The following is a 19,585-nucleotide window of genomic DNA, read 5'->3' as shown; positions in this document are numbered from 1 at the left end:
GGGCCGCCCCTGCCCGCCACCCCTACCGTCTTCCCCATGACGAAGCCCGGCAAGGACCAGCCGCAGAAGACCGACATCCAGATCAGCCTCATCGGCGGTCATCGGCTGGACGGCGCCACCCTCCACGAGCGGACCCTCACCGTCTCCCTCGTCGGCGGCGCCGACGTCGACCTGACCGACGTGGAGATCCCGGACGGCGCCGAGCTGCGGATCACCAAGCTGAGCCTGATCGGCGGCGTCAGCCTGAAGGTCCGCCCCGACGTCCAGGTCGACGTCCGGGGCCTGCGCCTGGGCGGCGTCAAGGACGCGGGCCCCACCGAGCCGGGCGGTCCCACGGTCCGCATCGACGCCTGGGGCCTCCTGGGAGGCGTCACCGTCGTCCGCGGTCAGGTGTCCTAGTCCTCTGACGGACGATCACGGGACGAGTGGGTCGATCCTGCCGCTCACATGGACCCGTCCCGCCTCTCCCGAACCGTCTCCTCTCCCGTCTCCCGTCCCGCGCAGTTCGAACCGGGCGCCATCCGCCACGAAGGTCACCGTGCTCGGGAGCAGTACCGGGGCCCGGAACTGCGCCCGTACGCGCACCGCCTGAGGGGTGCCGTGGGCGGCGAGGCAGCGGGCGACGGTCCACATGCCGTGGGCTATGGCGCGGCGGAAGCCGAAGAGGCGGGCGGTGAGGGCGTGCAGATGGATGGGGTTGCGGTCGCCGGAGGCGGCGCCGTAGCGCCGGCCGACGTCGGCGGCGAGCCGCCACTCGTCGAGCGCGGGGAGCGGGCCGGGTTCCGGTTCCCTCGCAGCGGGCGTGGCCTCGGTTTCCGTCGGAGCGTGCCCGGCCTCGGTGCGGTGCCGGGCCAGATACATGCTCGTGGACTCCCATACGACCCTGCCGCCGTTGCGCAGCTCGGTGACGACGACCGCCTCCGTACCCCGCCGGTGCGGAGCCAACCGGTCGACGTACACGGTGAGTTCGTACGTTCCCGTGGCCGCCAGGGCCGTGTGGCGGGTGATGTCGATCGAGGTGTGGACGAGGCCGAGCAGCGGGAGGGGGAAGTCCCGGCGGCTCATCAGGCGCATGGCCAGGGGGAAGCCCAGGACGTGGGGATAGGTGAGCGGCAGCGAGTCCTCACCGGTCGGGAAGGCGCACACCCGTTCGTACGCGGCGAGGCGGGACAGGTCGACGCGCAGGCCGGGCAGGACCAGGCGGTCGCCGAGGCCCGGGAACGTAACGCCCGGCCGGGGCCGCTTGAAGGGCGAGCGCAGGGCGCCGAGGGCGAACAGCGGGCCGAGGGCGGGCAGGCGGGAGAGGGTCGTGGTCACCGTAGCCACTACGCCCCCAGAAGGCTCTGGCCGCACACCCGCACGACCTGCCCGTTCACCGCGCCGGAGGCGGGATGCGCGAGCCACGCCGTCGTCTCGGCGACGTCGACGGGCAGCCCGCCCTGCGCGAGGGAGTTCATCCGGCGGCCCGCCTCGCGGATGAACAGCGGCACCGCGGCCGTCATCTTCGTCTCGATGAACCCCGGCGCCACCGCGTTCACCGTGACCCCGTGCCCGGCGAGCGCGCGCGGCGCGAGGGAGCGGACCAGACCGGCGATGCCCGCCTTGCTCGCGCCGTAGTTCGTCTGCCCCGCGTTGCCCGCCAGCCCGGCGATGGAGGCGGTCGCCACGATCCGCCCGCCCGGCCGCAGGGCCCCCTTGGCGAGCAGCGCGTCCGTCGTGCGCAGCACGCTCGCCAGATTGACGTCCAGGACGGAACTCCACCGCTCCGCAGGCATGTTGACCAGTCGTCGGTCCCGGGTGATCCCGGCGTTGTGGATCAACACGTCCAGCCCGTCGGGGAGTTCGGCGGCGATCCGCTCACCCGCGTCGGCGGCCGTGATGTCGAGCGCGAGAGCGGTGCCGCCCAGCCGCTCGGCGACCCGACGGGCGTCCTCCTCGGCCTGCGGCACATCCAGGACGACGACATGGGCGCCGTCCCGGGCCAGCGTCTCGGCGACCGCCTCGCCGATGCCTCGGGCCGCGCCGGTGACCAGCGCGGTACGGCCGGCGAGAGGCCGCGACCAGTCCTCGGGGCCCTCGGACCCGCCGGATCCCCCGGACCCGTCGGCCGCCACCGCGATCACCTGGCCGCTGACGTACGCCGACTTGGGGGAGAGGAGGAAGCGCAGGGTCGACTCGGCGGCGGCCGCGTCGCCGCCCAGCCGGACGAGGTTCACGGTGCGCCCGCGCCCGATCTCCTTGCCGAGTGACCGCACGAACCCCTCCAGGGCCTGCTGCACGGCCGCCTGGTGGTGGTCCTCGGGATCGAGGGGCGCGCCGAGCACCACGACCCGCCCGCTCGCCGCGACCGACCGCACCACCGGGTGCAGGGCCGCGTGCACCTCGGTGAGCGAGTCGACGTCCCGCACGCCGGTCGCGTCGAGCACGACGGCGGCGGGGTCGGCGGCGGCGGGGTCGGCGGCGGCGGGGTCGGCGGCGCCGAGCGGCAGGCCGGTGCGGGAGAGGACGGCCGCAAGATCGCCGACGGTGGACCTGCCGGCCGTAAGGTGAGCCAAGCTGCCTGTGAGGGAGGGACGTTCGGGCGAGAAGCGGCTGAGCGCCGCCGGCTGCGGGAGCCCGAGTCGCCGGGTGAGGAAACGGCCGGGTGCGGTGGCGGTGAAGCTCAGATAGCGGTCGGCCATGTGCGTCTCGTCTCCCACGGGCTCGGCACGACGGAAATATGCTTGCTCCGGAGTAAGGTTACCGGGGGTAAGTCTAGGTCACGGGTGAGGAGCAGGTCGAGAATGAGTCCCCTGGAGCTGGTGCGCGAAGGCACCCCGAAGCCCCCGGTCGAGCCCCCGCGCGCCCGTCGCGTCGCGATCGTCGGCGGCACCCGCATCCCCTTCGCCCGCTCCGACGGCCCCTACGCCACCGCCTCCAACCAGGAGATGCTGACGGCGGCCGTGAACGGGCTGGCGAACCGGTACGCGCTCGACGTCCCGGGCGTGGTGGGCGAGGTGGTCGCCGGCGCCGTCCTCAAGCACAGCCGTGACTTCAACCTGGCCCGCGAGACCGTCCTCGGCTCGAAGCTCGACGCCCGCACCCCCGCCTACGACATCCAGCAGGCCTGCGGCACCGGACTCCAGGCCGTGATCGCCGCCGCCAACAAGATCGCCCTCGGCCAGACCGAGTCCGCGATCGCCGGCGGCGCCGACACCGCCAGCGACGCCCCCCTCGGCGTCAACGACCGCCTGCGCCGCATCCTGTTGGAGGCCCGCCGGGCGAAGTCGACGGGCGCCCGCCTCAAGGCGCTCGCGCAGATCCGCCCCTCCCACCTGATCCCCGACATCCCGCGCAACGCCGAACCGCGCACCGGCCTGTCCATGGGCGAGCACGCGGCGGTCACCGCCCGCGCCTGGGGCATCGAGCGCGAGGCCCAGGACGAACTGGCGGCCACCAGCCACCAGCGGCTCGCCGCCGCGTACGAGCGGGGCTTCTTCGGCGATCTCGTCGTCCCGTTCCGCGACCTGGCCCGCGACCAGAACCTGCGCCCGGACTCGACGGCCGAGCAACTCGCCCGCCTTAAGCCGGTGTTCGGCACGGATGGTCCGGACCCGACCATGACGGCGGGCAACTCGACGCCGCTGACGGACGGTGCGGCCGTGGTCCTCCTCGCCTCCGAGGAGTGGGCCGAGGCGCGCGGCCTGGAGCCGCTCGCCTACCTGACCGCGTACGAGACGGCGGCCGTCGACTTCGTGCACGGTGACGTCGCCGACGGCCAGGACGGGACCGGCGGGGACGGGTTGCTGATGGCCCCCGCCTACGCAGTCCCCCGTATGTTGGCGCGCACCGGTCTGGGCATCGAGGACTTCGACCTCTTCGAGGTCCATGAGGCCTTCGCCTCCCAGGTGTTGGCGACCCTCGCGGCCTGGGAGAAGCAGGGTCTCGCGCCCGTCGACCGTGACCGGCTGAACGTCGTCGGCTCCTCCCTCGCGACCGGCCACCCCTTCGCGGCGACCGGAGCCCGTATCGTCGCCACGCTGGCCAAGCTGCTCGCCGAACGGGACGGCCCGGCACGGGGACTGATCTCGATCTGCGCGGCGGGCGGCCAGGGGGTGACCGCGATTCTGGAACGAACGTGAAGATTCCTCATATAACCGCCGAGATTGCACATCCCCAGCCCCGAAACATCCCGGAACACGCACAAGCCCCACACGTGCACGCCGTACGATCCCCTACCTAACCGGTGGTAACCCCTGCCTTAAAGGGCCTTAGGACGTCTTAGGGCCTCTTAAAGTCCGTTAGGGGGCATCGCGGTTGAACGCCTCGGTGCGCGAAGCACGTACGTCATGCAGCAAGCAGTTTTCTCGCTGCACGCTCAGGGAGCCGCCCGTGTCCACCCCGTCCTCAGCCGCCGGCTCGGCATACGTCTCCGCCGACTTCGACGCTCCCCCCGCCCTCGTGGAACCCGAGACGCGACGACTGGACGGCGCGGTACGGGAGGCCTCCGTTCCGGCGCTGGCGCGCCCGGTGACCTACGGCTCGCTCGCCGACCTGCCCTACGACAACGCGGCCGCCGCCCCCCAGACGGTGGTCGTCAGCCGCAAGGACAAGGACGGCGACTGGACGGACATCACGGCCGAGCGCTTCGCCGCCCAGGTCCACGCGGTGGCCAAGGGGCTGATAGCGGAGGGCCTGGTGCCCGGCGACCGGCTCGCCATCATGGCCCGCACGACGTACGAGTGGACGCTGCTGGACTTCGCGGCCTGGGCGGCGGGCCTGGTCACCGTCCCCATCTACCCGACGTCGTCCGTCTTCCAGACCCGCTGGATCCTGCACGACTCCGGCGCGGTCGCCCTCGTCACCGAGACCGCCGGTCAGGCGGCCGCCCTCGGCCCCGAACTCGACCGGCTGCCCGACCTCCACCATCTCTGGGTCATGGAGAAGGGGCACGTGGACCGGCTGATCGAGGCGGGCGAGAACGTCCCCGACGCCGAGGTCGAGATCCGCCGTGGGATGCTCGTCCCCGACACCCTCTGCACCCTCATCTACACCTCCGGCACCACCGGCCGCCCCAAAGGCTGCGCGCTCACCCACGGCAACTTCTTCGCCGAGGTCGACAACGCGATCGAACTGCTCTACCCGGTCTTCAAGTCGAAGGGCGAGGACCTCTCCGTCCTGCTCTTCCTCCCCATGTCGCATGTCTTCGGCCGGATGGTCGCCATCGCCTGCATCCGCGCCCGCGTCCGCCTCGGCCACGCGCCCAGCCTCAAGTCCGACGACCTTCTGCCGGACCTGGCGGCCTTCAGACCCACCTGTCTCCTCGCCATCCCGTACATGCTGGAGAAGGTCTTCAACACCGCCCGCGCGAAGGCGGAGGCCGGCGGCCGGGTCACCTCCTTCGACCGGGCGGTCGGCGTGGCCCGCCGCTACGGCGAGGCGGTCGAGGCGCAGAAGACCGGCACCGGCCACGGCCCGGCGGCCACCCTGCGCGCCGCCCGCACCTTCTACGACCCGCTCGTCTACCGCCGCATCCGCAACGCCATGGGCGGCCGGGTCCGTCACGCCATCTGCGGCGGCTCCCCGCTCGGCCGCCGCCTCTCCTCGTTCTACCTCGGCGCGGGCATCGAGATCTACGAGGGCTACGGCCTGACGGAGACGACGGCCGCGACGACGGTGACCCCGCCGCTGAAGCCCCGCCTGGGAACGGTGGGTTGGCCCCTCCCGGGGACGAAGATCCGCATAGCGGCGGACGGCGAGATCCTCGTCGCGGGCGAGCATGTCCTGCGCGGCTACTGGGACCCGGCGGCCGGGGGAGTGGTTCCCGCCGCACCCGACGGCTGGCTCGCGACCGGTGACATCGGCGAGCTCGACGACGAGGGCTATCTGACGATCACCGGCCGCAAGAAGGAGATGATCATCACGGCGGGCGGCAAGAGCGTCGCCCCCGCGCCCCTGGAGAACTGGCTGCGCTCGCACCCCCTGATCTCCCAGGCCATGGTCCTCGGCGACGGCCGCCCCTACGTCTCCGCCCTCCTCACCCTCGACCCCGACGGTCTCACCCACTGGCGTCAGATGAACGGCAAGCACCCCGTCCCGGCGGAGCTGCTGATCGACGACGAGGAGCTGAACGCCGTCCTCCAGCGCGCGATCGACGAGGCCAACAAGCTGGTGTCCCGCCCGGAGTCGATCCGCCGCTTCGTCATCCTCCCCTCGGACTTCTCCGAGTTCGCCGGCCACCTCACCCCCTCGATGAAACTCCGCCGCGAGACGATCATGCGGGACTTCGCGGACCAGGTGGAGGGCCTGTACGCGCAGCACTAAAGGATTCGCGGACGGCCCCCGGACCAGGGAGCATGCCGCTCGTGAGCGGCATGAGCGGCATGAACGGCATGAGCGGCACGAGCGGCATGAACGGCATGAACGGCATGAACGGCATCGAGTTCTTCCACTACCCCTGGGACGACCACCCGACCGCCCTCGTGTGGGGCATCCGCGTCGACGGCACCGACCTGCGCGCGCTGACGGCCCGGGCGACGCGTGAGCTGTGGCGACCCGAACTGGCGGACCAGTTCGAGGAGGAGGAACAGGAGCGGGAGTCGGCCGAGCTGATCTGGCGTCAGCACGACGGTCTGGGCGTCCTCGACTTCACCGGGAACCACTTCCTGGACGCGGCCGACCGGACTCCCCTCCTCGGCTGCCCCTGCGGCCTCTGGCAGTGCTGGGCGCTGATGGCCCGTATCGGGACGACCTCCACGACGGTCACCTGGTCCGCCTTCCACCAGCCCGAACGCGAGGAGTGGGGCGAGCTGCCGATCGGCCCGTTCGCCTTCGAGCGGCAGGCGTACGAGACGGCGCTGAGGAATCCGCCGGTACTGCCGGGCGATCCACTGGGCCCGCCGCCCGCCGGCCTGGGCGTGTGACGGGGACGGGCGGGCGTTCTCAAGGCCTTACGGGGTGGGTGCGAAGCGGAGCCCGGGCACCCCTCCCCTAGTTGGAGGCGTGGTCGTTGGACCGCCCGCCTCTTGGCCAGTGTCGTGCTTCCACGGCCCGAGTAAAGGGCGCTACGCCTTCGGCTCCGCGTCGGCTTCGCCGATGGGCCTACGGCCCACCCTTGACTCGGTCCGCTCCAGCACGGGTGAGAAGCGAGCGGGCGGCCGGGGGAGGAACGGGTGGCCCAGGCAGACCTTCCCTCGGGCGTGCTGCGTTCCCGGCCGGGGTGAGGGGTGCGCGCCCGCGCCTCAGAGGCACGCCGGGTGGGTTGGCGGCTTGCGGCCGATGGCCCCGGCGGCTGGTGCCACGTCGGCTGGTGGGGGCCGGCAGGCGTGCCCTGACACGGCTCACTAGTCACAGCAGCCTCACCGATTACGCGTCCAAGGGCAATTGGAGTGATGGGGCCACCTGCTGGACGGGCTTGCGAAGGTGGAGGTGGAAGGGGTGGCGCAAACCCGCCAATTGCAACCTGCCGCCGGCAGGACCAGGTCGAGTCGCCCAGCCGGATGTCCCGACGCTCATTTAGTGGCGAACGCGAGGAAATCCGCCCAGGCAGGGGAGGAGAGGGCCAGCCGGGGGCCGGTGGGTGTCTTGGAGTCACGGACGTGGACGGTGTGAGGGCAGGCGGCGACTTCGAGGCAGTCGCCGCCCTCGCCGCTGCTGTACGTCGACTTGCGCCAGGTGTAGGCGGCTTCCACGCAATCACCGCCTTCGCCGCCGCTGTAGCTGGACTTGAACCAGGTGAGGTCCTCGCTGCTCATAGCTCCTCCAGCTTCTTCCCGATCAGCACCCGTGACTCTCTGGGGGTGAGCGCCATTGCTCGCATGATCCCATAGCGGTCGGCGATCCTTCGGACCTCTTCCGAGTCCGTGATCAGCCGGGGATATCCCTGGATCTCCGTATATGCCACTTGAGCGTGCTTCTTAGGGGTCAGCAGGTTGAACGGCCCATCCATGTTGGGATGTTCCTCCATGCCAGTCGGCATCACTTGGAGCTCGATGTTCCGGTTGCCGCTCACATGCAACAGACGCCGCAGTTGGTCGGCGTGAGCCTCCCGCCCACCGATCGGCCTGTCCAGTACGACCTCTTCGAGCACGTAACTGATGATGGGCGCCGGCCAGCGATCGAAGAGCTGTTGCCGTTCGAGCCGGTCGGCCACTCGCTTCTCGATCATCTCCTCACTCATGACTGGCCGCCGCTTCGCGAACACCGCATGAGCGTGCTGCTCGGTCTGGAGGAGCCCATGTACCGCATAGCTGCAGTAATGGTGCAGCTCCACCGCCTCCGCTTCCAACGCTGCATACCCTCGATACCACTCCGGATGCCGGGTCCGAACCCTGCTCATCGCCTCCCGGACCTCCGGGATCGCCTCCAGGAACAAACCCCCCGCGTCCAACAGCCCATCCGCCTGCTCCAGAACCTCGGGCCGCATCGTCCGCACCCCACGCTCCATGGAGGAGATGGCATCGGGCCCGTATCCGACGAGCTGCCCGAACTCCCTCTGCGTCAGCCCCTTCCGCTCCCGCAGGAGTTTCATCATCTTGCCGAGCGCGGTGAACAGCCCCGTCGTCCCGTCGGCCTCCGCCGGTGTCTCCGGCCTGCGCTCATCCGTCACTCACGCCACCGCCTTCACGTCTCCCTGGTCAGGACCGACGACCCGTACGCCCGCCCCACCGCAGCCGTACGGCTACACAGAGTCGCCAAGTCGCCCCTGGCCAGGGTAGATACAACCGGCCACGCTGAGTCAGGTGAACTCCGAAATCTCCACCCAGATCTCCACCCGGAACGCTCCTCCCGGTGAACTGACCCTGCGCTTCAGCTCCACCCCGCGCGGTGCCCGCCTGGCCCGCCGGCTCGCCGCGCAGCAGCTCACGGACTGGGGATATCCGCACGACGGCGACGCCAACTACACGGCGCAGCAGGTCGTCGCGGAGCTTGCCGCCAACGCCGTCACGCACGGACGCGTGCCCGGCCGGGACTTCGAGCTGAGGCTGCTGCTGCTCGGGGACGACACGCTGCGTGTCGAGGTGAGCGACACCCGAGGGGACCGGCAACTGCGGATCGTCACCAACCCGGAGGAGGAGGGCGGCCGGGGCCTGATCCTCGTCTGGGTGCTGGCCCGGACGTGGGGAGTGGCGGAGCGGCCCGTCGGCAAGACGGTGTGGGCCGAACTGCCGCTCGCTCAGGGCGCGTCGTCCCGCAGCACGCTGTAGGACACGCCGTCACGCCAGCGCCCGTCCCGGAACACGACGCTGCGCAGGACGCCCTCGCGGGTGAAACCGACTTTCTCCAGGGCGCGTTGCTCGGCGAGGTTCTCCACATCGGTGTGCGCCTCGATCCGTACGACGGGCGTGTGCGCGAACAGTTGACATGCTCTTCGCCTTGAAAGGCGAGGATTCTGGCCTTCTCCACCGGTTGCCGTGCCGCTACGCGGCGCGGTTTCCAGTGGGGAGTCCGTGGCTTCCTGTTTCTTCGCGCTGTGCCAGAACGGGTTCTGGTCCTACCGGCGCTCCGCAGGCTGTTACCGCCAGTCCGGCGGCCGTCTTCACGTTGATCGCGGCGTTGTGGTCCCGGTCGTGGAGGGTGCCGCAGGCGGTACAGGTCCATTCCCTGATGTTGAGGGGTTTGGGACCGTCCTTGACCCCGCAGGTGGAGCAGACCTGACTCGTCGGCTCGTACCGGCCGATCTTGATCAGGGTGCGTCCGTACCGCTGGGCTTTGTATTCCAGCATGTTCACGAACGCCGTCCACCCGGCGTCGTGGACGGACTTGGCCAGCCGGGTACGCGCCAGCCCCGCCACCGACAGACTCTCCACGGCGATTCCTTGGTTCTCGGAGATCAGCCGGGTGGAGAGCTGGTGGTGGAACTCTTTGCGGGCGTCGGTGACCTTGGTGTGGGCGCGGGCGACCTTCAGACGGGCCTTCTTGCGGTTGTTCGACCCCTTCTGTTTGCGGGACAGGCTCTTCTGGACCTTCTTCAGCTTTTTCTCCGCCCGGCGCAGGAACCGGGGTGAGTCGATTTTCTCGCCGGTGGACAGCACCGCGAAATGCGTCAGGCCGAGGTCGATGCCGACACTCTGATCCGACTCGGGCATCCGGTTCGCGTCGGCGGCGGGGTCGGTGTCGATGACGAACGAGGCGAAGAACCTGCCCGCGCCGTCCTTGACGACGGTGACGGAGGTGGGGGTGGCGGGCAGGGTGCGAGACCACTTCACATTCACCGCCCCGATCTTCGGCAGGCTCAGACGGCCGCTGTCGGTGATGTTCCAGCGGGCGTTGGCGGTGAACCGGATCGACTGCCGGGCGTCCCTGCGGGACTTGAACCGGGGCGCACCCAGCTTCGGACCCTTGCGGGCACCCTTGACGGAGGCGAAGAAGTTCTTGTAGGCGGCCTCGGCGTCGCGCAGCGACTGCTGCAGGACGACTGCGGACACCTCACCCAGCCAGGACCGCTCCACGGTCCGTTTCGCCTCGGTGATCAGACGGGTGGACAGCTCCCCCGCCTTGGGGAAGGGCCTGCCCGCCCTGCGGGCGTCCTCGCGGGCGCGGACCGCGTCGTTGAACACGACGCGGGCGCACCCGAACGCTTTCGCCAACGCGGTCTGCCGGCCGGGGTCCGGGTACAGGCGGAAGCTGTACCTGAGCTGCATGACGATCACACTAGGCAGGTCGAACGAGTGCAGTCACCGGGAACATCCGAGCGAGCCGTCACCGCAGCACAGCCCGGCTCCGCCGGAACGACACCGCGACGCTCCGCGTCGCAGGCATGAGATTCGCTTCACCCCCGGGGTGAACCCCGAAGCACCCCGAATGAATCCCGGTAGCGGACCAGGAGGCGTTGGGCCTGTGTGCCGACGCCGCGTCCCTGGGCCTGCGGCAGCAACTGGATGCCCATGTTCCAGAAGTGCGAGCCGGGCACGGTGACGACCTTGCGCCAGGACACGAAGCCGAGTGCCTCCGTGCCGGACGTCACCATCAACAGGCCGCCGTCGTCGGAGAGCATGCCGTTCTCGGCCCAGCGCCGCCTGAAGCGCCCCGGGTCCGCCCAGCCGAACCACGCGAACGGCCCGGCGGCCTCGGGGTCGACCAGGAACGCTTCCAGCCCCGGCAGATCGTCCTCACAGACAGGCCGCAGCCGCACACCGTCATCGCTCATCCCGCCACGCTAGCCGTCGCCCGCCGCATCACATACGAGTTCCCGGCGTCGGGATCGCTGTAGAAGAAGAACAGCACCAGCTTCTTCTGCGGATTGCGGTCGACGAAGAAGCGCCACGTGTACGTCGCGGGCGCCTCGGGCGACGCCGTGGGCGCCGGTGTGGCGGCGCGGGTCGCGACCGCCGTCCGGGTCGTCATGGCGAGGTGGAGCTCCTGGCCTTCGGCGTCGTCGGTCAGTTCCCAGGTCCCCGTGCCGGTGACGCGCCACGCGTCGTCGAAGTCCCATTCCTGACCGTCGAGTTGCCGGAAGGCGGCCGTCCCGTCCGGGCGGAGCGTCAGCCGTGTTCCTTCCACGCACTCCCAGGTCCCCGCGGCCTCGGCCGCTGTGGCGTCGTGCAGCCCCGTGCCGTTGTAGTACTGGTAGGGGCCTGCGAGGCCGGCGGTGCACGCGCTCAGCAGGACCGTCGACGCGATGCACGCCGCGAGTGCCGCACCTGCGAGGGGCCGTCTCATGCGGACATCCTCGCAGAGCTTTTGAACGTGTTCAACTCAAGTGTGGCGCGTGACCCTACTCGTCCGCTTCCGCAGGCCTGCGGGCGATCAAGAACGCCTGCGGTACCGACTCGTCGAGCTCGGGCTCCGGCTCTCGTACGGTGCTCGATCGCATCGTGAAGCCGGCCGACGTCAGCAGGCCGGCCATCTGCTCGGGGCGGCGGCGTTCGAAGTCGAGGGCGACCGGGTGGCCCCAGGGGCGGTCGTAGTGGCGGGGCACGTCGCCGACCTGGAAGGCGAGGAGGAGGTGCCCGCCGGGCATGAGGACGCGGAGGAACTCGGCGAAGAGGGCGGGGAGTTCGTCCACAGGGGTGTGGATGGAGGAGTAGAAGGAGACGACCCCGTCGAGGGAGCCGTCCGCGTGCCCGTCCAGCTTCAGCATCGAGCCCTGTTCGAACCGGATCCCGGGGTTCTCGCGCCGCGCGATCGCGAGCATCGACTCCGACAGGTCGAGCCCGGACACATCGAGCCCCATCGAGGCGAGGCGCCCCGTCGTCCGGCCGGGACCGCACCCCAGGTCGGCCACGCGGCCACCCTCGCCGACGAGTTCGGCGTACGCCGCGAGCACGGCCCGCTCCAGCGGCCTCGCGACGAGTTCGGCACGGAAGCGCTCGGCGTAGTCCTCGGCGATGGCGTCGTAGAACGTGCGGGTGGCGGTCACGAATCCTGGGGCGGGGGGTGTCGTGCTTCCACTGGTTGCGGCGCGAGACTCGGGGGCCGTGGTGGGGGCTGTGGTGTCGGTCATGGGGCGGGACCCTAGTGGGCGCCGCCGACAATCGGGTGCGTTCCAAGCCACGTCCTGAGTCACGCCTTGACGCCACGTCCTAAGCCACGCCCAGCGCCCGCAGGGCCCCTGCCGTCGCCGCCGCCCCCAGCACCACCACCGCGAACGGCGCTCTCCGCCAGGCCAGTACCCCGCCGGCCAGTACCCCGGCCGGACGCGACCAGCCGGCGAAGCCGCCGCCCTCGGTGAGCGCGCCCGTCGCCAGCAGCGCGACCAGCAGGACCACCGCCCCGGCGGACAGCAACTCCTGCACCCGGGCGGGCAGTTCCACCCGTCCGTGCAGCGCGGGGCCGACCAGCCGGAGGGCGTACGTCCCTACCGCCAGCGCCAGGATGAGGATCAAGGTGGCCGTCGTGCTCATGCCGCTGTCCTCCCCTTGCCGGTGTGGCCGCGGCCGTAGAGCGCCAGGCCGGCCAGCGCGAGCAGTACCGGTACCCCGGCCGGGGCGATCGGCGTCGCCGCCAGGGCGACGGCCGCGCCGAGTGCGGCCGGGCGTCGCAGCCCGGCGTCCTTGCGCAGGGTCGGCAGGACCAGCGCCACGAGGACGGCGGGGAAGGCCGCGTCCAGGCCGTAGGCCGCCGTGTCGCCGAGGGCGCTCCCGGCGACGGCGCCCGCGAGCACGCCGATGTTCCATACGGCGAACAGTCCGATCCCGGAGATCCAGAACGCGGCGCGGCGGCGGGCGGGGTCCGGCTGGGCGAGGGCGAAGGCGACCGTCTCGTCGGTCACCAGGTGCGCGCCGAGGAGGCGGCTCGCGCGGCCGGGGCCGAGGAGGTCGGCGACCGCCAGGCTGAACGCGGCGTTGCGCGTGTTGAGGAGGAGCCCGGTCGCGGCGGCGGCGAGCGGACCGCCCCCGGCCAGCACCACACCGACCGCGCTGAACTGGGCGGAGCCCGCGTACACCAGCAGCGACATCACGACCGGCACCCACACCGGCAGCCCGCCGGCGACGGCGATCGCCCCGAAGGAGACACCCACCACCCCGCCGGCCAGCCAGACGAGTGAACTGTCACGGACGAGGGGCCGGAGCCCGGAGCTCTCCGAGGCCGTGGGTGTTCGTTGTGGCGAACGCATGTTCTCTACGATGGACAGAGCGACCCCTGTTCGTCAAGCCGAACGACCGTACCGATGGAGCGAACGACATGTCCGACCCGGCGACCCCGCCCTCCTCCCGCCTGCCCCTGGACTGGATCGCCGCCGCCCTGCGCCGCGAGCGCACCCGCGCCGGTCTCTCGCTCTCCGAGCTGGCCAAACGCGCCGGCATCGCGAAGTCCACGCTGTCGCAGTTGGAGGCGGCGAGCGGGAATCCGAGCGTGGAGACGCTCTGGGCGCTGGGCGTGGCGCTGGGCGTGCCGTTCTCGGTACTCGTCGAGCCGCCCGTCTCGGCCGTCCGGGTGATTCGCGCGGGGGAGGGGCCGACGGTCGCCTCGGAGCGGGCGCCGTATGTGGCCACGCTGCTGTCGGCCAGCCCGCCGGGCGCGCGGCGGGACATCTACCACCTGCGGGCCGAACCGGGCGCCGCACGGGAATCGGACCCGCACATTCCGGGCACGGTCGAGCATCTGATCGTGAGCACGGGACGGGTGAAGGCGGGCCCGGTCGGGGGGCTGGTGGAACTGGAGCCGGGGGACTACCTGACCTACCGGGGGGACGTGCCGCACTCGTACGAGGCGCTGGCGCCCGGCACGACGTTCGTGTTGGTCATGCAGCACGTGTGACCCGGCATGGCGTGGGGCCGGGCACAGGCAGGAGCCCCGTGCCGGATGGCACAGGGCTCCTTGGGTACTGCTCTCAGACTTGCGATGTCACGGGTGCGAGGATCAGACGGGGGTGACGTTCTCCGCCTGAGGACCCTTCGGGCCCTGCGTCACGTCGAAGGAAACCTGCTGGTTCTCCTCGAGCGAACGGAAACCCTGCGCGTTGATCGCGGAGTAGTGGACGAAGACGTCGGGGCCGCCGCCTTCTTGGGCGATGAAGCCAAAGCCCTTTTCGGCGTTGAACCACTTCACGGTTCCGGTAGCCATAAGCCCTCCTTGGGCCCAAAGGGTTGCCCTGCTCCAGATCCTGCAAGTGTGAAAACAGTGCCGCACAACTGCATACGTCTGAAAACGACGAGAGCCTGCGGTTACATGCTCCGCAGGCTCTGTACTGCAAGGGAAACCAAACTGCAACTTGCGGCGAGCCTAGCATGCAGGCAGCCGAAAGCAATAGAGGTCAAGATCACGTCACCCGGATGTTTGAAGATCGCGAAAAAGGGTTGACGCGGAGGTGTTCGGGGGTCGGAGTCCGGAGCGTACCCGACGGGGTCTAGCCTCGCGACGTGGACAATTCTCGCACCCGGCCGCGCGTCGGCCACATCCAGTTCCTCAACTGCCTGCCCCTGTACTGGGGGCTCGCGAGAACCGGCACCCTCCTCGACTTCGAGCTGACCAAGGACACCCCGGAGAAGCTCAGCGAGCGACTGGTGCAGGGCGACCTCGACATCGGGCCCATCACCCTCGTCGAGTTCCTCAAGAACGCCGACGACCTGGTCGCCTTCCCCGACATCGCCGTCGGCTGCGACGGCCCGGTGATGTCCTGCGTGATCGTCTCCAAGGTCCCGCTGGAGGAGCTGGACGGCGCCCGTGTCGCCCTCGGCTCGACCTCCCGCACCTCCGTCCGCCTCGCCCAGCTCCTGCTGGAGGACCGTTTCGGCGTGCGGCCCGACTACTACACCTGCCCGCCCGACCTCAGCCTGATGATGCAGGAGGCCGAGGCCGCCGTACTCATCGGCGACGCCGCCCTGCGGGCCAACCTGCTGGAGGGACCGCGCTTCGGCCTGGAGGTGCACGACCTCGGCACGCTCTGGAAGGAGTGGACCGGCCTGCCCTTCGTCTTCGCGGTGTGGGCGGCCCGCCGGGACTACCTGGAGCGCGAGCCGGTCATCACCCGCGAGGTCCACCAGGCGTTCCTCGACTCCTGCCGCCTCTCCCTGGAGGAGGTCGGCAAGGTCGCCGAGCAGGCGGCCCGTTGGGAGGAGTTCGACGAACAGGTCCTGGAGCGGTACTTCACCACCCTCGACTTCCGCTTCGGCGCACCCCAGCTGGCGGCCGTGACCGAGTTCGCCCGCCGCGTCGGCCCGACGACGGGCTTCCCGGCGGACGTGAACGTGGAACTGCTCCACCCCCGTTCTGCGTAACCTGCTGCAGAGACTTACGGGCTCCTTACGGGGCCTACGGGGTCATGGCGGGTGTCCTTATGGGGGAGGGGTGGACGTCCATGCAGGCGCTCGGAGCCGACGAACCCACGGCTGTGGGGCCCTACCGGCTGCTCGGCCGGCTCGGGTCCGGCGGAATGGGCCGCGTCTACCTGGGCCGTAGCGCCGGCGGCCGCACGGTCGCCGTGAAGATCGTGCACCCGCACCTCGCCCTCGACGAGGAGTTCCGCGCCCGTTTCCGGCGCGAGGTAGAGGCCGCGCGGCGGGTCGGCGGAGCCTGGACCGCGCCGGTCCTGGACGCCGACCCGGAAGCCACGATCCCGTGGGTCGCCACCGGCTACGCGGCCGGCCCCTCCCTGGCCGCCGCGGTCACCTCCGGCGGCGGACCGCTGCCCGAGACCTCCGTACGAGTCCTGGGCGCGGGCCTGGCGGAGGCGCTCACGACCGTGCACGAGCTGGGCCTGGTGCACCGGGACGTGAAGCCGTCCAACGTCCTGCTGACCGTCGACGGCCCGCTGCTGATCGACTTCGGCATCGCCCGCGCAACCGACGGCACCGCCTCCCTCACCTCGACCGGCGTCTCGGTCGGCTCGCCCGGCTACATGGCCCCCGAGCAGATCCTCGGCAAGGGCGCGTCCGGCGCGTCCGACGTCTTCTCCCTCGGCGCAGTGCTGGCGTACGCGGCGACCGGACGGCCCCCGTTCCCCGGCGACTCCTCGGCCGCCCTCCTCTACAAGGTCGTCCACGAGCTGCCCGAACTGGGCGAGCCGGACGGCGAACTCCGTGGTGAGCTGCGGTCGGTGGTCGAGTCCTGCCTGTCCAAGGACCCGACGGCACGGCCGTCGCCGTCCGAAGTGGCCCACCGGCTCGCTCCCGAGGGCGCGGCCCGGCTGGTGGCGCGCGGGTGGCTGCCGGGGCCGCTGGTGGAGCAGGTGGGGCGCAGCGCCGTACACCTGCTGAACCTGGAGGTGACGGGTGCGGGTCAGGGTGAGGGCGCGGGGTCAGGCGTCGGTGCGGGTGCGGGCGCGGGGGCAGATGCGGGTGTAGGGGTGGGTGCGGGCGTTGCCGTGTCCGGGCCGGTGGGGTTCAGCAGTCCGGCGGTGACGTCGGGGCAACCGGCGCTGACGGTGGGCGAGTTCGGGCCGCCGCCCGTGATGGACGGGAGCGCCGCCGCCACGCCGGTGGACGCACCGCCTTCCGTGCCCGCGCCCCGGGACGCCGAGCCGGTCGCCGCGGGGGGCCGTCCCGGCAAGGTCTCCGTCACCGTGGCGGCCGGCGCGACACCCGGCGAGGGCGGCCGCGGACGACGGTTGAGCTGCACAGTCGTGCTGGCTGTCGCGGGCGCGATGGCGGCGGTGACGGTCGGCTCGGTGTTCCTGTTCGACCTGCTGCCGAACGACGACCGTGACGCCGGGAGCTCCGGCGCCGGCGCCTACTCGCCCGCGCCGACGGCCGGTTCGAGCTCCGACGCCCAGAACGGCGGCCACGACGGCACCGCGCCCACCGCACTCCCGGCCCGCTACGTCGGCACCTGGGAGGGCCAGGGCACCGGCCTCGACGGCGCCCTCCCGATGGGCACCTTCCGGGTGACGGTCCAACAGGCCGACGTGGGCAAGAAGGTGGGCGAGCTGCGGCAGACCGATGTGCTCGGCGGCGTCTGTGTCGACATCCTGACGCTGAAGCAGGTGACGAAGAAGGACGTCGTCGCCACCTCCGTGGGGGCGAAGAACAACCACGCGGGCTGCAATCCGACGCCCCACACGATCCGCCTCACCCCGACCGGCGACGACCTCACCTACACCTCGGACAGCGCGGCCGAGGGCAACCCGGTGGCGCGGATGTCGAAGGTCCGATAGGGGAAGGTCCGATAGGGGAAGGTCCGATAGCGGATGACCACACCTCCCAGTGACCTGACGCTGGCCGCCATCGCCGCACTCTGGGGCGCCGTGGCGGGCGCGCTGCTGCCACGCGCCGCCTACCGCTTCGCCGTGCCCTGGGAGGAGACGGAGGACGGTTCGGAGGAGGACCCCGGCTGGCGGTCCACCTGCCCGGACGGCCACCCGATCCGGGGGTGGCTCGGCCGGGCCGACTGCGGCCGGCGCACCCCCTCCTACGCTCCCGGCGCCCTCCTCCTGCCCGTCCTCACCGCGCTCCTGTGCGCCGCGCTCGCCGCCGCCACCGGGCTCCGTCCCGAGCTGGTCGTATGGCTGGTGCTCGTGCCGGTCGGGGTGCTGCTGGCCGTCGTCGACCTGCGGGCGCGCCGGCTGCCCGATCCGCTCACCCTCCCGCTCGCGGCCGCCGCCCTCGCCCTGCTGGGCCCCGCCGCGCTCCTGCCCGAGCACGCCGGCCACTGGACGACGGCCCTGCTGGGCGCGCTCGCCCTCGGCGCCGGCTACCTCGTGCTGCACCTCGTCAACCCCGCCGGCCTGGCCTTCGGCGACGTCAAGCTGGCGCTCGGGATGGGCGCCGTCCTCGGCTGGTACGGCTGGGCCACGGTCATGCTGGGCACGCTCGCCGCGTTCGGGTTCGGGGCGCTGTACGGGGCCGTGCTGGCCGTCGTGGGACGGCATGGGCGCAAGGTGACGATCGCCTTCGGGCCGTTCATGCTCGCGGGGACGTTCACGGGTCTGCTGATCGGCGCGTACGCGGCCTGAGGTCCGGGCGGCGAAACGGCTGGCGTAGGCTGGTTCGGTCTGTCCACAACCCTTGACGAAAGGGACGCTCCGGTGCCCGAGAAGGCCGACCTCCAGTCTGTGCTCGACCGTGCCGCGGACGGCGGGCGGATCACCCCGGAAGAGGCCCTCGACCTCTACCGCGACGCCCCGCTGCACGCGCTCGGCGCCGCCGCCGACGCCGTACGCCGCCGTCTGTACGCGGGAACCGAGCACATCGCGACGTACATCATCGAGCGGAACATCAACTACACGAACGTGTGCGTCACGGCGTGCAAGTTCTGCGCCTTCTACGCGGCCCCGAAGGACACCGCCAAGGGCTGGTCCCGCGACCTGGACGACATCCTGCGCCGCTGCGCCGAGACCGTCGAGCTCGGCGGCACGCAGATCATGTTCCAGGGCGGCCACCACCCGGACTACGGCGTCGAGTACTACGAGAAGCACTTCGCCGCCATCAAGGAGGCGTTCCCGCAGCTGGTGATCCACTCCCTGGGCGCGTCCGAGGTCGAGCACATGGCGCGGATCTCCAAGGTGAGCGTGGAGGAGGCCATCACGCGGATCCACGCGGCCGGTCTGGACTCCTTCGCCGGCGCCGGCGCGGAGCTGCTCCCCGAGCGCCCCCGCAAGGCCATCGCGCCCCTGAAGGAGTCCGGCGAGCGCTGGCTGGAGATCATGGAGACCGCGCACAACCTGGGCGTGGAGTCGACGTCGACCATGCTGATGGGCACCGGCGAGACCAACGCCGAGCGCATCGAGCACCTGCGGATGATCCGTGACGTACAGGACCGGACGGGCGGCTTCCGCGCCTTCATCCCGTACACCTACCAGCCCGAGAACAACCACCTGAAGGGCCGCACGCAGGCCACGCTTTTCGAGTACCTGCGGATGATCGCCATCGCCCGGCTGTTCATGGACAACATCCGGCACATCCAGGGCTCCTGGCTGACCACGGGCAAGGAGGTCGGCCAACTCTCCCTGCACTACGGCGCGGACGACCTCGGCTCGATCATGCTGGAGGAGAACGTCGTCTCCTCGGCCGGCGCCAAGCACCGCTCCAACCGCCTGGAGATCATCGACCTGATCCGCAAGGCGGGCCGCGTCCCGGCCCAGCGCGCGACGACGTACGAGCACCTCGTCGTGCACGACGACCCGGCGAACGACCCCGTCGACGAGCGGGTCATGTCCCACATCTCGTCCACGGCGATCGCGGGCGGCACGGCCCACCCCGAACTGAAGCTCCTCACCTCCAACTAG

Annotated in this window: 22 protein-coding genes; 10 read left to right on the top strand and 12 right to left on the bottom strand. The window is 71.1% G+C overall.

Features of this window, described 5'->3' with window-relative positions:
• The first annotated feature begins 36 nt into the window (after nucleotides 1–36).
• A complete protein-coding gene (locus B5557_RS18635; protein ID WP_079660532.1) occupies nucleotides 37–399 on the top strand; it encodes a hypothetical protein in 363 nt (120 codons plus the stop codon).
• Nucleotides 400–414: 15 nt separating this feature from the next.
• Here B5557_RS18635 and B5557_RS18630 read toward each other — a convergent pair whose 3' ends face one another.
• Both B5557_RS18630 and B5557_RS18625 read right to left on the bottom strand, forming a co-directional pair.
• A complete protein-coding gene (locus B5557_RS18630) occupies nucleotides 415–1,317 on the bottom strand; it encodes a MaoC family dehydratase (RefSeq protein WP_173877702.1) in 903 nt (300 codons plus the stop codon).
• An 8-nt stretch (nucleotides 1,318–1,325) separates the two neighbouring features.
• Nucleotides 1,326–2,681, bottom strand: coding sequence for a 3-oxoacyl-ACP reductase (locus B5557_RS18625; protein WP_079660530.1), 1,356 nt, complete (start codon nucleotides 2,679–2,681; stop codon nucleotides 1,326–1,328).
• A 102-nt stretch (nucleotides 2,682–2,783) separates the two neighbouring features.
• On the opposite strand from B5557_RS18625, the gene B5557_RS18620 reads away from it, so the two are divergent.
• From B5557_RS18620 to B5557_RS18610, 3 genes are all read left to right on the top strand, one after another.
• On the top strand, nucleotides 2,784–4,121 hold the full coding sequence (locus B5557_RS18620) for an acetyl-CoA C-acetyltransferase (RefSeq protein ID WP_079660529.1): 1,338 nt from the start codon (nucleotides 2,784–2,786) through the stop codon (nucleotides 4,119–4,121).
• A gap of 250 nt (nucleotides 4,122–4,371) precedes the next feature.
• The gene (locus tag B5557_RS18615) at nucleotides 4,372–6,303 is read left to right on the top strand and encodes an AMP-dependent synthetase/ligase (protein ID WP_079660528.1); all 1,932 of its coding nucleotides are present in this window, start codon (nucleotides 4,372–4,374) and stop codon (nucleotides 6,301–6,303) included.
• 41 nt (nucleotides 6,304–6,344) lie between these two features.
• Complete coding sequence (locus B5557_RS18610) at nucleotides 6,345–6,902, top strand: hypothetical protein (RefSeq protein ID WP_159424394.1); 558 nt, start codon at nucleotides 6,345–6,347, stop codon at nucleotides 6,900–6,902.
• Nucleotides 6,903–7,490: 588 nt separating this feature from the next.
• On the opposite strand, the gene B5557_RS18605 is transcribed toward B5557_RS18610, so the two are convergent.
• Both B5557_RS18605 and B5557_RS18600 read right to left on the bottom strand, forming a co-directional pair.
• Nucleotides 7,491–7,733 (bottom strand): DUF397 domain-containing protein, encoded by a 243-nt coding sequence (locus tag B5557_RS18605; protein WP_079660527.1) that lies wholly within the window; start codon nucleotides 7,731–7,733, stop codon nucleotides 7,491–7,493.
• Nucleotides 7,730–8,587: a helix-turn-helix domain-containing protein gene (locus tag B5557_RS18600; protein WP_231976394.1), complete on the bottom strand. Its 858-nt coding sequence runs from the start codon at nucleotides 8,585–8,587 to the stop codon at nucleotides 7,730–7,732. Before B5557_RS18600 ends, B5557_RS18605 begins: the two co-directional genes overlap by 4 nt.
• 133 nt (nucleotides 8,588–8,720) lie before the next feature.
• Here B5557_RS18600 and B5557_RS18595 point away from each other — a divergent pair, with 133 nt between their 5' ends.
• Nucleotides 8,721–9,185: an ATP-binding protein gene (locus B5557_RS18595; protein WP_079660526.1), complete on the top strand. Its 465-nt coding sequence runs from the start codon at nucleotides 8,721–8,723 to the stop codon at nucleotides 9,183–9,185.
• Here the strand turns inward: B5557_RS18595 and B5557_RS18590 are convergent.
• The 7 genes from B5557_RS18590 to B5557_RS18560 form a co-directional block, all read right to left on the bottom strand.
• The gene (locus tag B5557_RS18590; RefSeq protein ID WP_231976393.1) at nucleotides 9,155–9,292 is read right to left on the bottom strand and encodes a GNAT family N-acetyltransferase; all 138 of its coding nucleotides are present in this window, start codon (nucleotides 9,290–9,292) and stop codon (nucleotides 9,155–9,157) included. The genes B5557_RS18595 and B5557_RS18590 overlap by 31 nt on opposite strands.
• 106 nt (nucleotides 9,293–9,398) lie before the next feature.
• Nucleotides 9,399–10,622, bottom strand: coding sequence for an RNA-guided endonuclease InsQ/TnpB family protein (locus B5557_RS18585; RefSeq protein ID WP_079664862.1), 1,224 nt, complete (start codon nucleotides 10,620–10,622; stop codon nucleotides 9,399–9,401).
• Nucleotides 10,623–10,750: 128 nt separating this feature from the next.
• Nucleotides 10,751–11,128, bottom strand: a complete 378-nt coding sequence (locus B5557_RS18580; protein ID WP_099936165.1) for a GNAT family N-acetyltransferase — start codon at nucleotides 11,126–11,128, stop codon at nucleotides 10,751–10,753.
• Nucleotides 11,125–11,640 (bottom strand): hypothetical protein, encoded by a 516-nt coding sequence (locus tag B5557_RS18575; RefSeq protein WP_079660524.1) that lies wholly within the window; start codon nucleotides 11,638–11,640, stop codon nucleotides 11,125–11,127. Before B5557_RS18575 ends, B5557_RS18580 begins: the two co-directional genes overlap by 4 nt.
• Nucleotides 11,641–11,695: 55 nt before the next feature.
• Nucleotides 11,696–12,340, bottom strand: coding sequence for a class I SAM-dependent methyltransferase (locus B5557_RS18570; protein WP_231976392.1), 645 nt, complete (start codon nucleotides 12,338–12,340; stop codon nucleotides 11,696–11,698).
• A 163-nt stretch (nucleotides 12,341–12,503) separates the two neighbouring features.
• Complete coding sequence (locus tag B5557_RS18565) at nucleotides 12,504–12,824, bottom strand: AzlD domain-containing protein (RefSeq protein ID WP_079660522.1); 321 nt, start codon at nucleotides 12,822–12,824, stop codon at nucleotides 12,504–12,506.
• On the bottom strand, nucleotides 12,821–13,537 hold the full coding sequence (locus B5557_RS18560) for an AzlC family ABC transporter permease (protein ID WP_079660521.1): 717 nt from the start codon (nucleotides 13,535–13,537) through the stop codon (nucleotides 12,821–12,823). Before B5557_RS18560 ends, B5557_RS18565 begins: the two co-directional genes overlap by 4 nt.
• Nucleotides 13,538–13,605: 68 nt before the next feature.
• Between B5557_RS18560 and B5557_RS18555 the strand changes: the two genes are divergently transcribed.
• Nucleotides 13,606–14,181 (top strand): helix-turn-helix domain-containing protein, encoded by a 576-nt coding sequence (locus B5557_RS18555; RefSeq protein WP_079660520.1) that lies wholly within the window; start codon nucleotides 13,606–13,608, stop codon nucleotides 14,179–14,181.
• A 102-nt stretch (nucleotides 14,182–14,283) separates the two neighbouring features.
• Here the strand turns inward: B5557_RS18555 and B5557_RS18550 are convergent, their stop codons facing one another.
• Nucleotides 14,284–14,487, bottom strand: coding sequence for a cold-shock protein (locus B5557_RS18550; protein WP_003974443.1), 204 nt, complete (start codon nucleotides 14,485–14,487; stop codon nucleotides 14,284–14,286).
• A gap of 296 nt (nucleotides 14,488–14,783) precedes the next feature.
• Here B5557_RS18550 and B5557_RS18540 point away from each other — a divergent pair, with 296 nt between their 5' ends.
• The 4 genes from B5557_RS18540 to mqnC all read left to right on the top strand — a co-directional run bounded on the left by B5557_RS18540 (nucleotide 14,784) and on the right by mqnC (nucleotide 19,585).
• Entirely contained in the window at nucleotides 14,784–15,641 is an 858-nt protein-coding gene (locus tag B5557_RS18540; protein WP_079660518.1) for a menaquinone biosynthetic enzyme MqnA/MqnD family protein, read from the top strand.
• 80 nt (nucleotides 15,642–15,721) lie between these two features.
• Entirely contained in the window at nucleotides 15,722–17,515 is a 1,794-nt protein-coding gene (locus B5557_RS18535) for a serine/threonine-protein kinase (RefSeq protein WP_079660517.1), read from the top strand.
• Nucleotides 17,516–17,548: 33 nt separating this feature from the next.
• A complete protein-coding gene (locus B5557_RS18530; protein ID WP_079660516.1) occupies nucleotides 17,549–18,313 on the top strand; it encodes a prepilin peptidase in 765 nt (254 codons plus the stop codon).
• A 72-nt stretch (nucleotides 18,314–18,385) separates the two neighbouring features.
• The gene (mqnC, locus tag B5557_RS18525) at nucleotides 18,386–19,585 is read left to right on the top strand and encodes a cyclic dehypoxanthinyl futalosine synthase (RefSeq protein WP_079660515.1); all 1,200 of its coding nucleotides are present in this window, start codon (nucleotides 18,386–18,388) and stop codon (nucleotides 19,583–19,585) included.

It is taken from the genome of Streptomyces sp. 3214.6, from assembly GCF_900129855.1.
GTDB classification, from domain to species: domain Bacteria; phylum Actinomycetota; class Actinomycetes; order Streptomycetales; family Streptomycetaceae; genus Streptomyces; species Streptomyces soliscabiei.
Note: the sequence above shows the minus strand (reverse complement) of the source record. Positions and strands in the feature narration are given on the sequence as shown.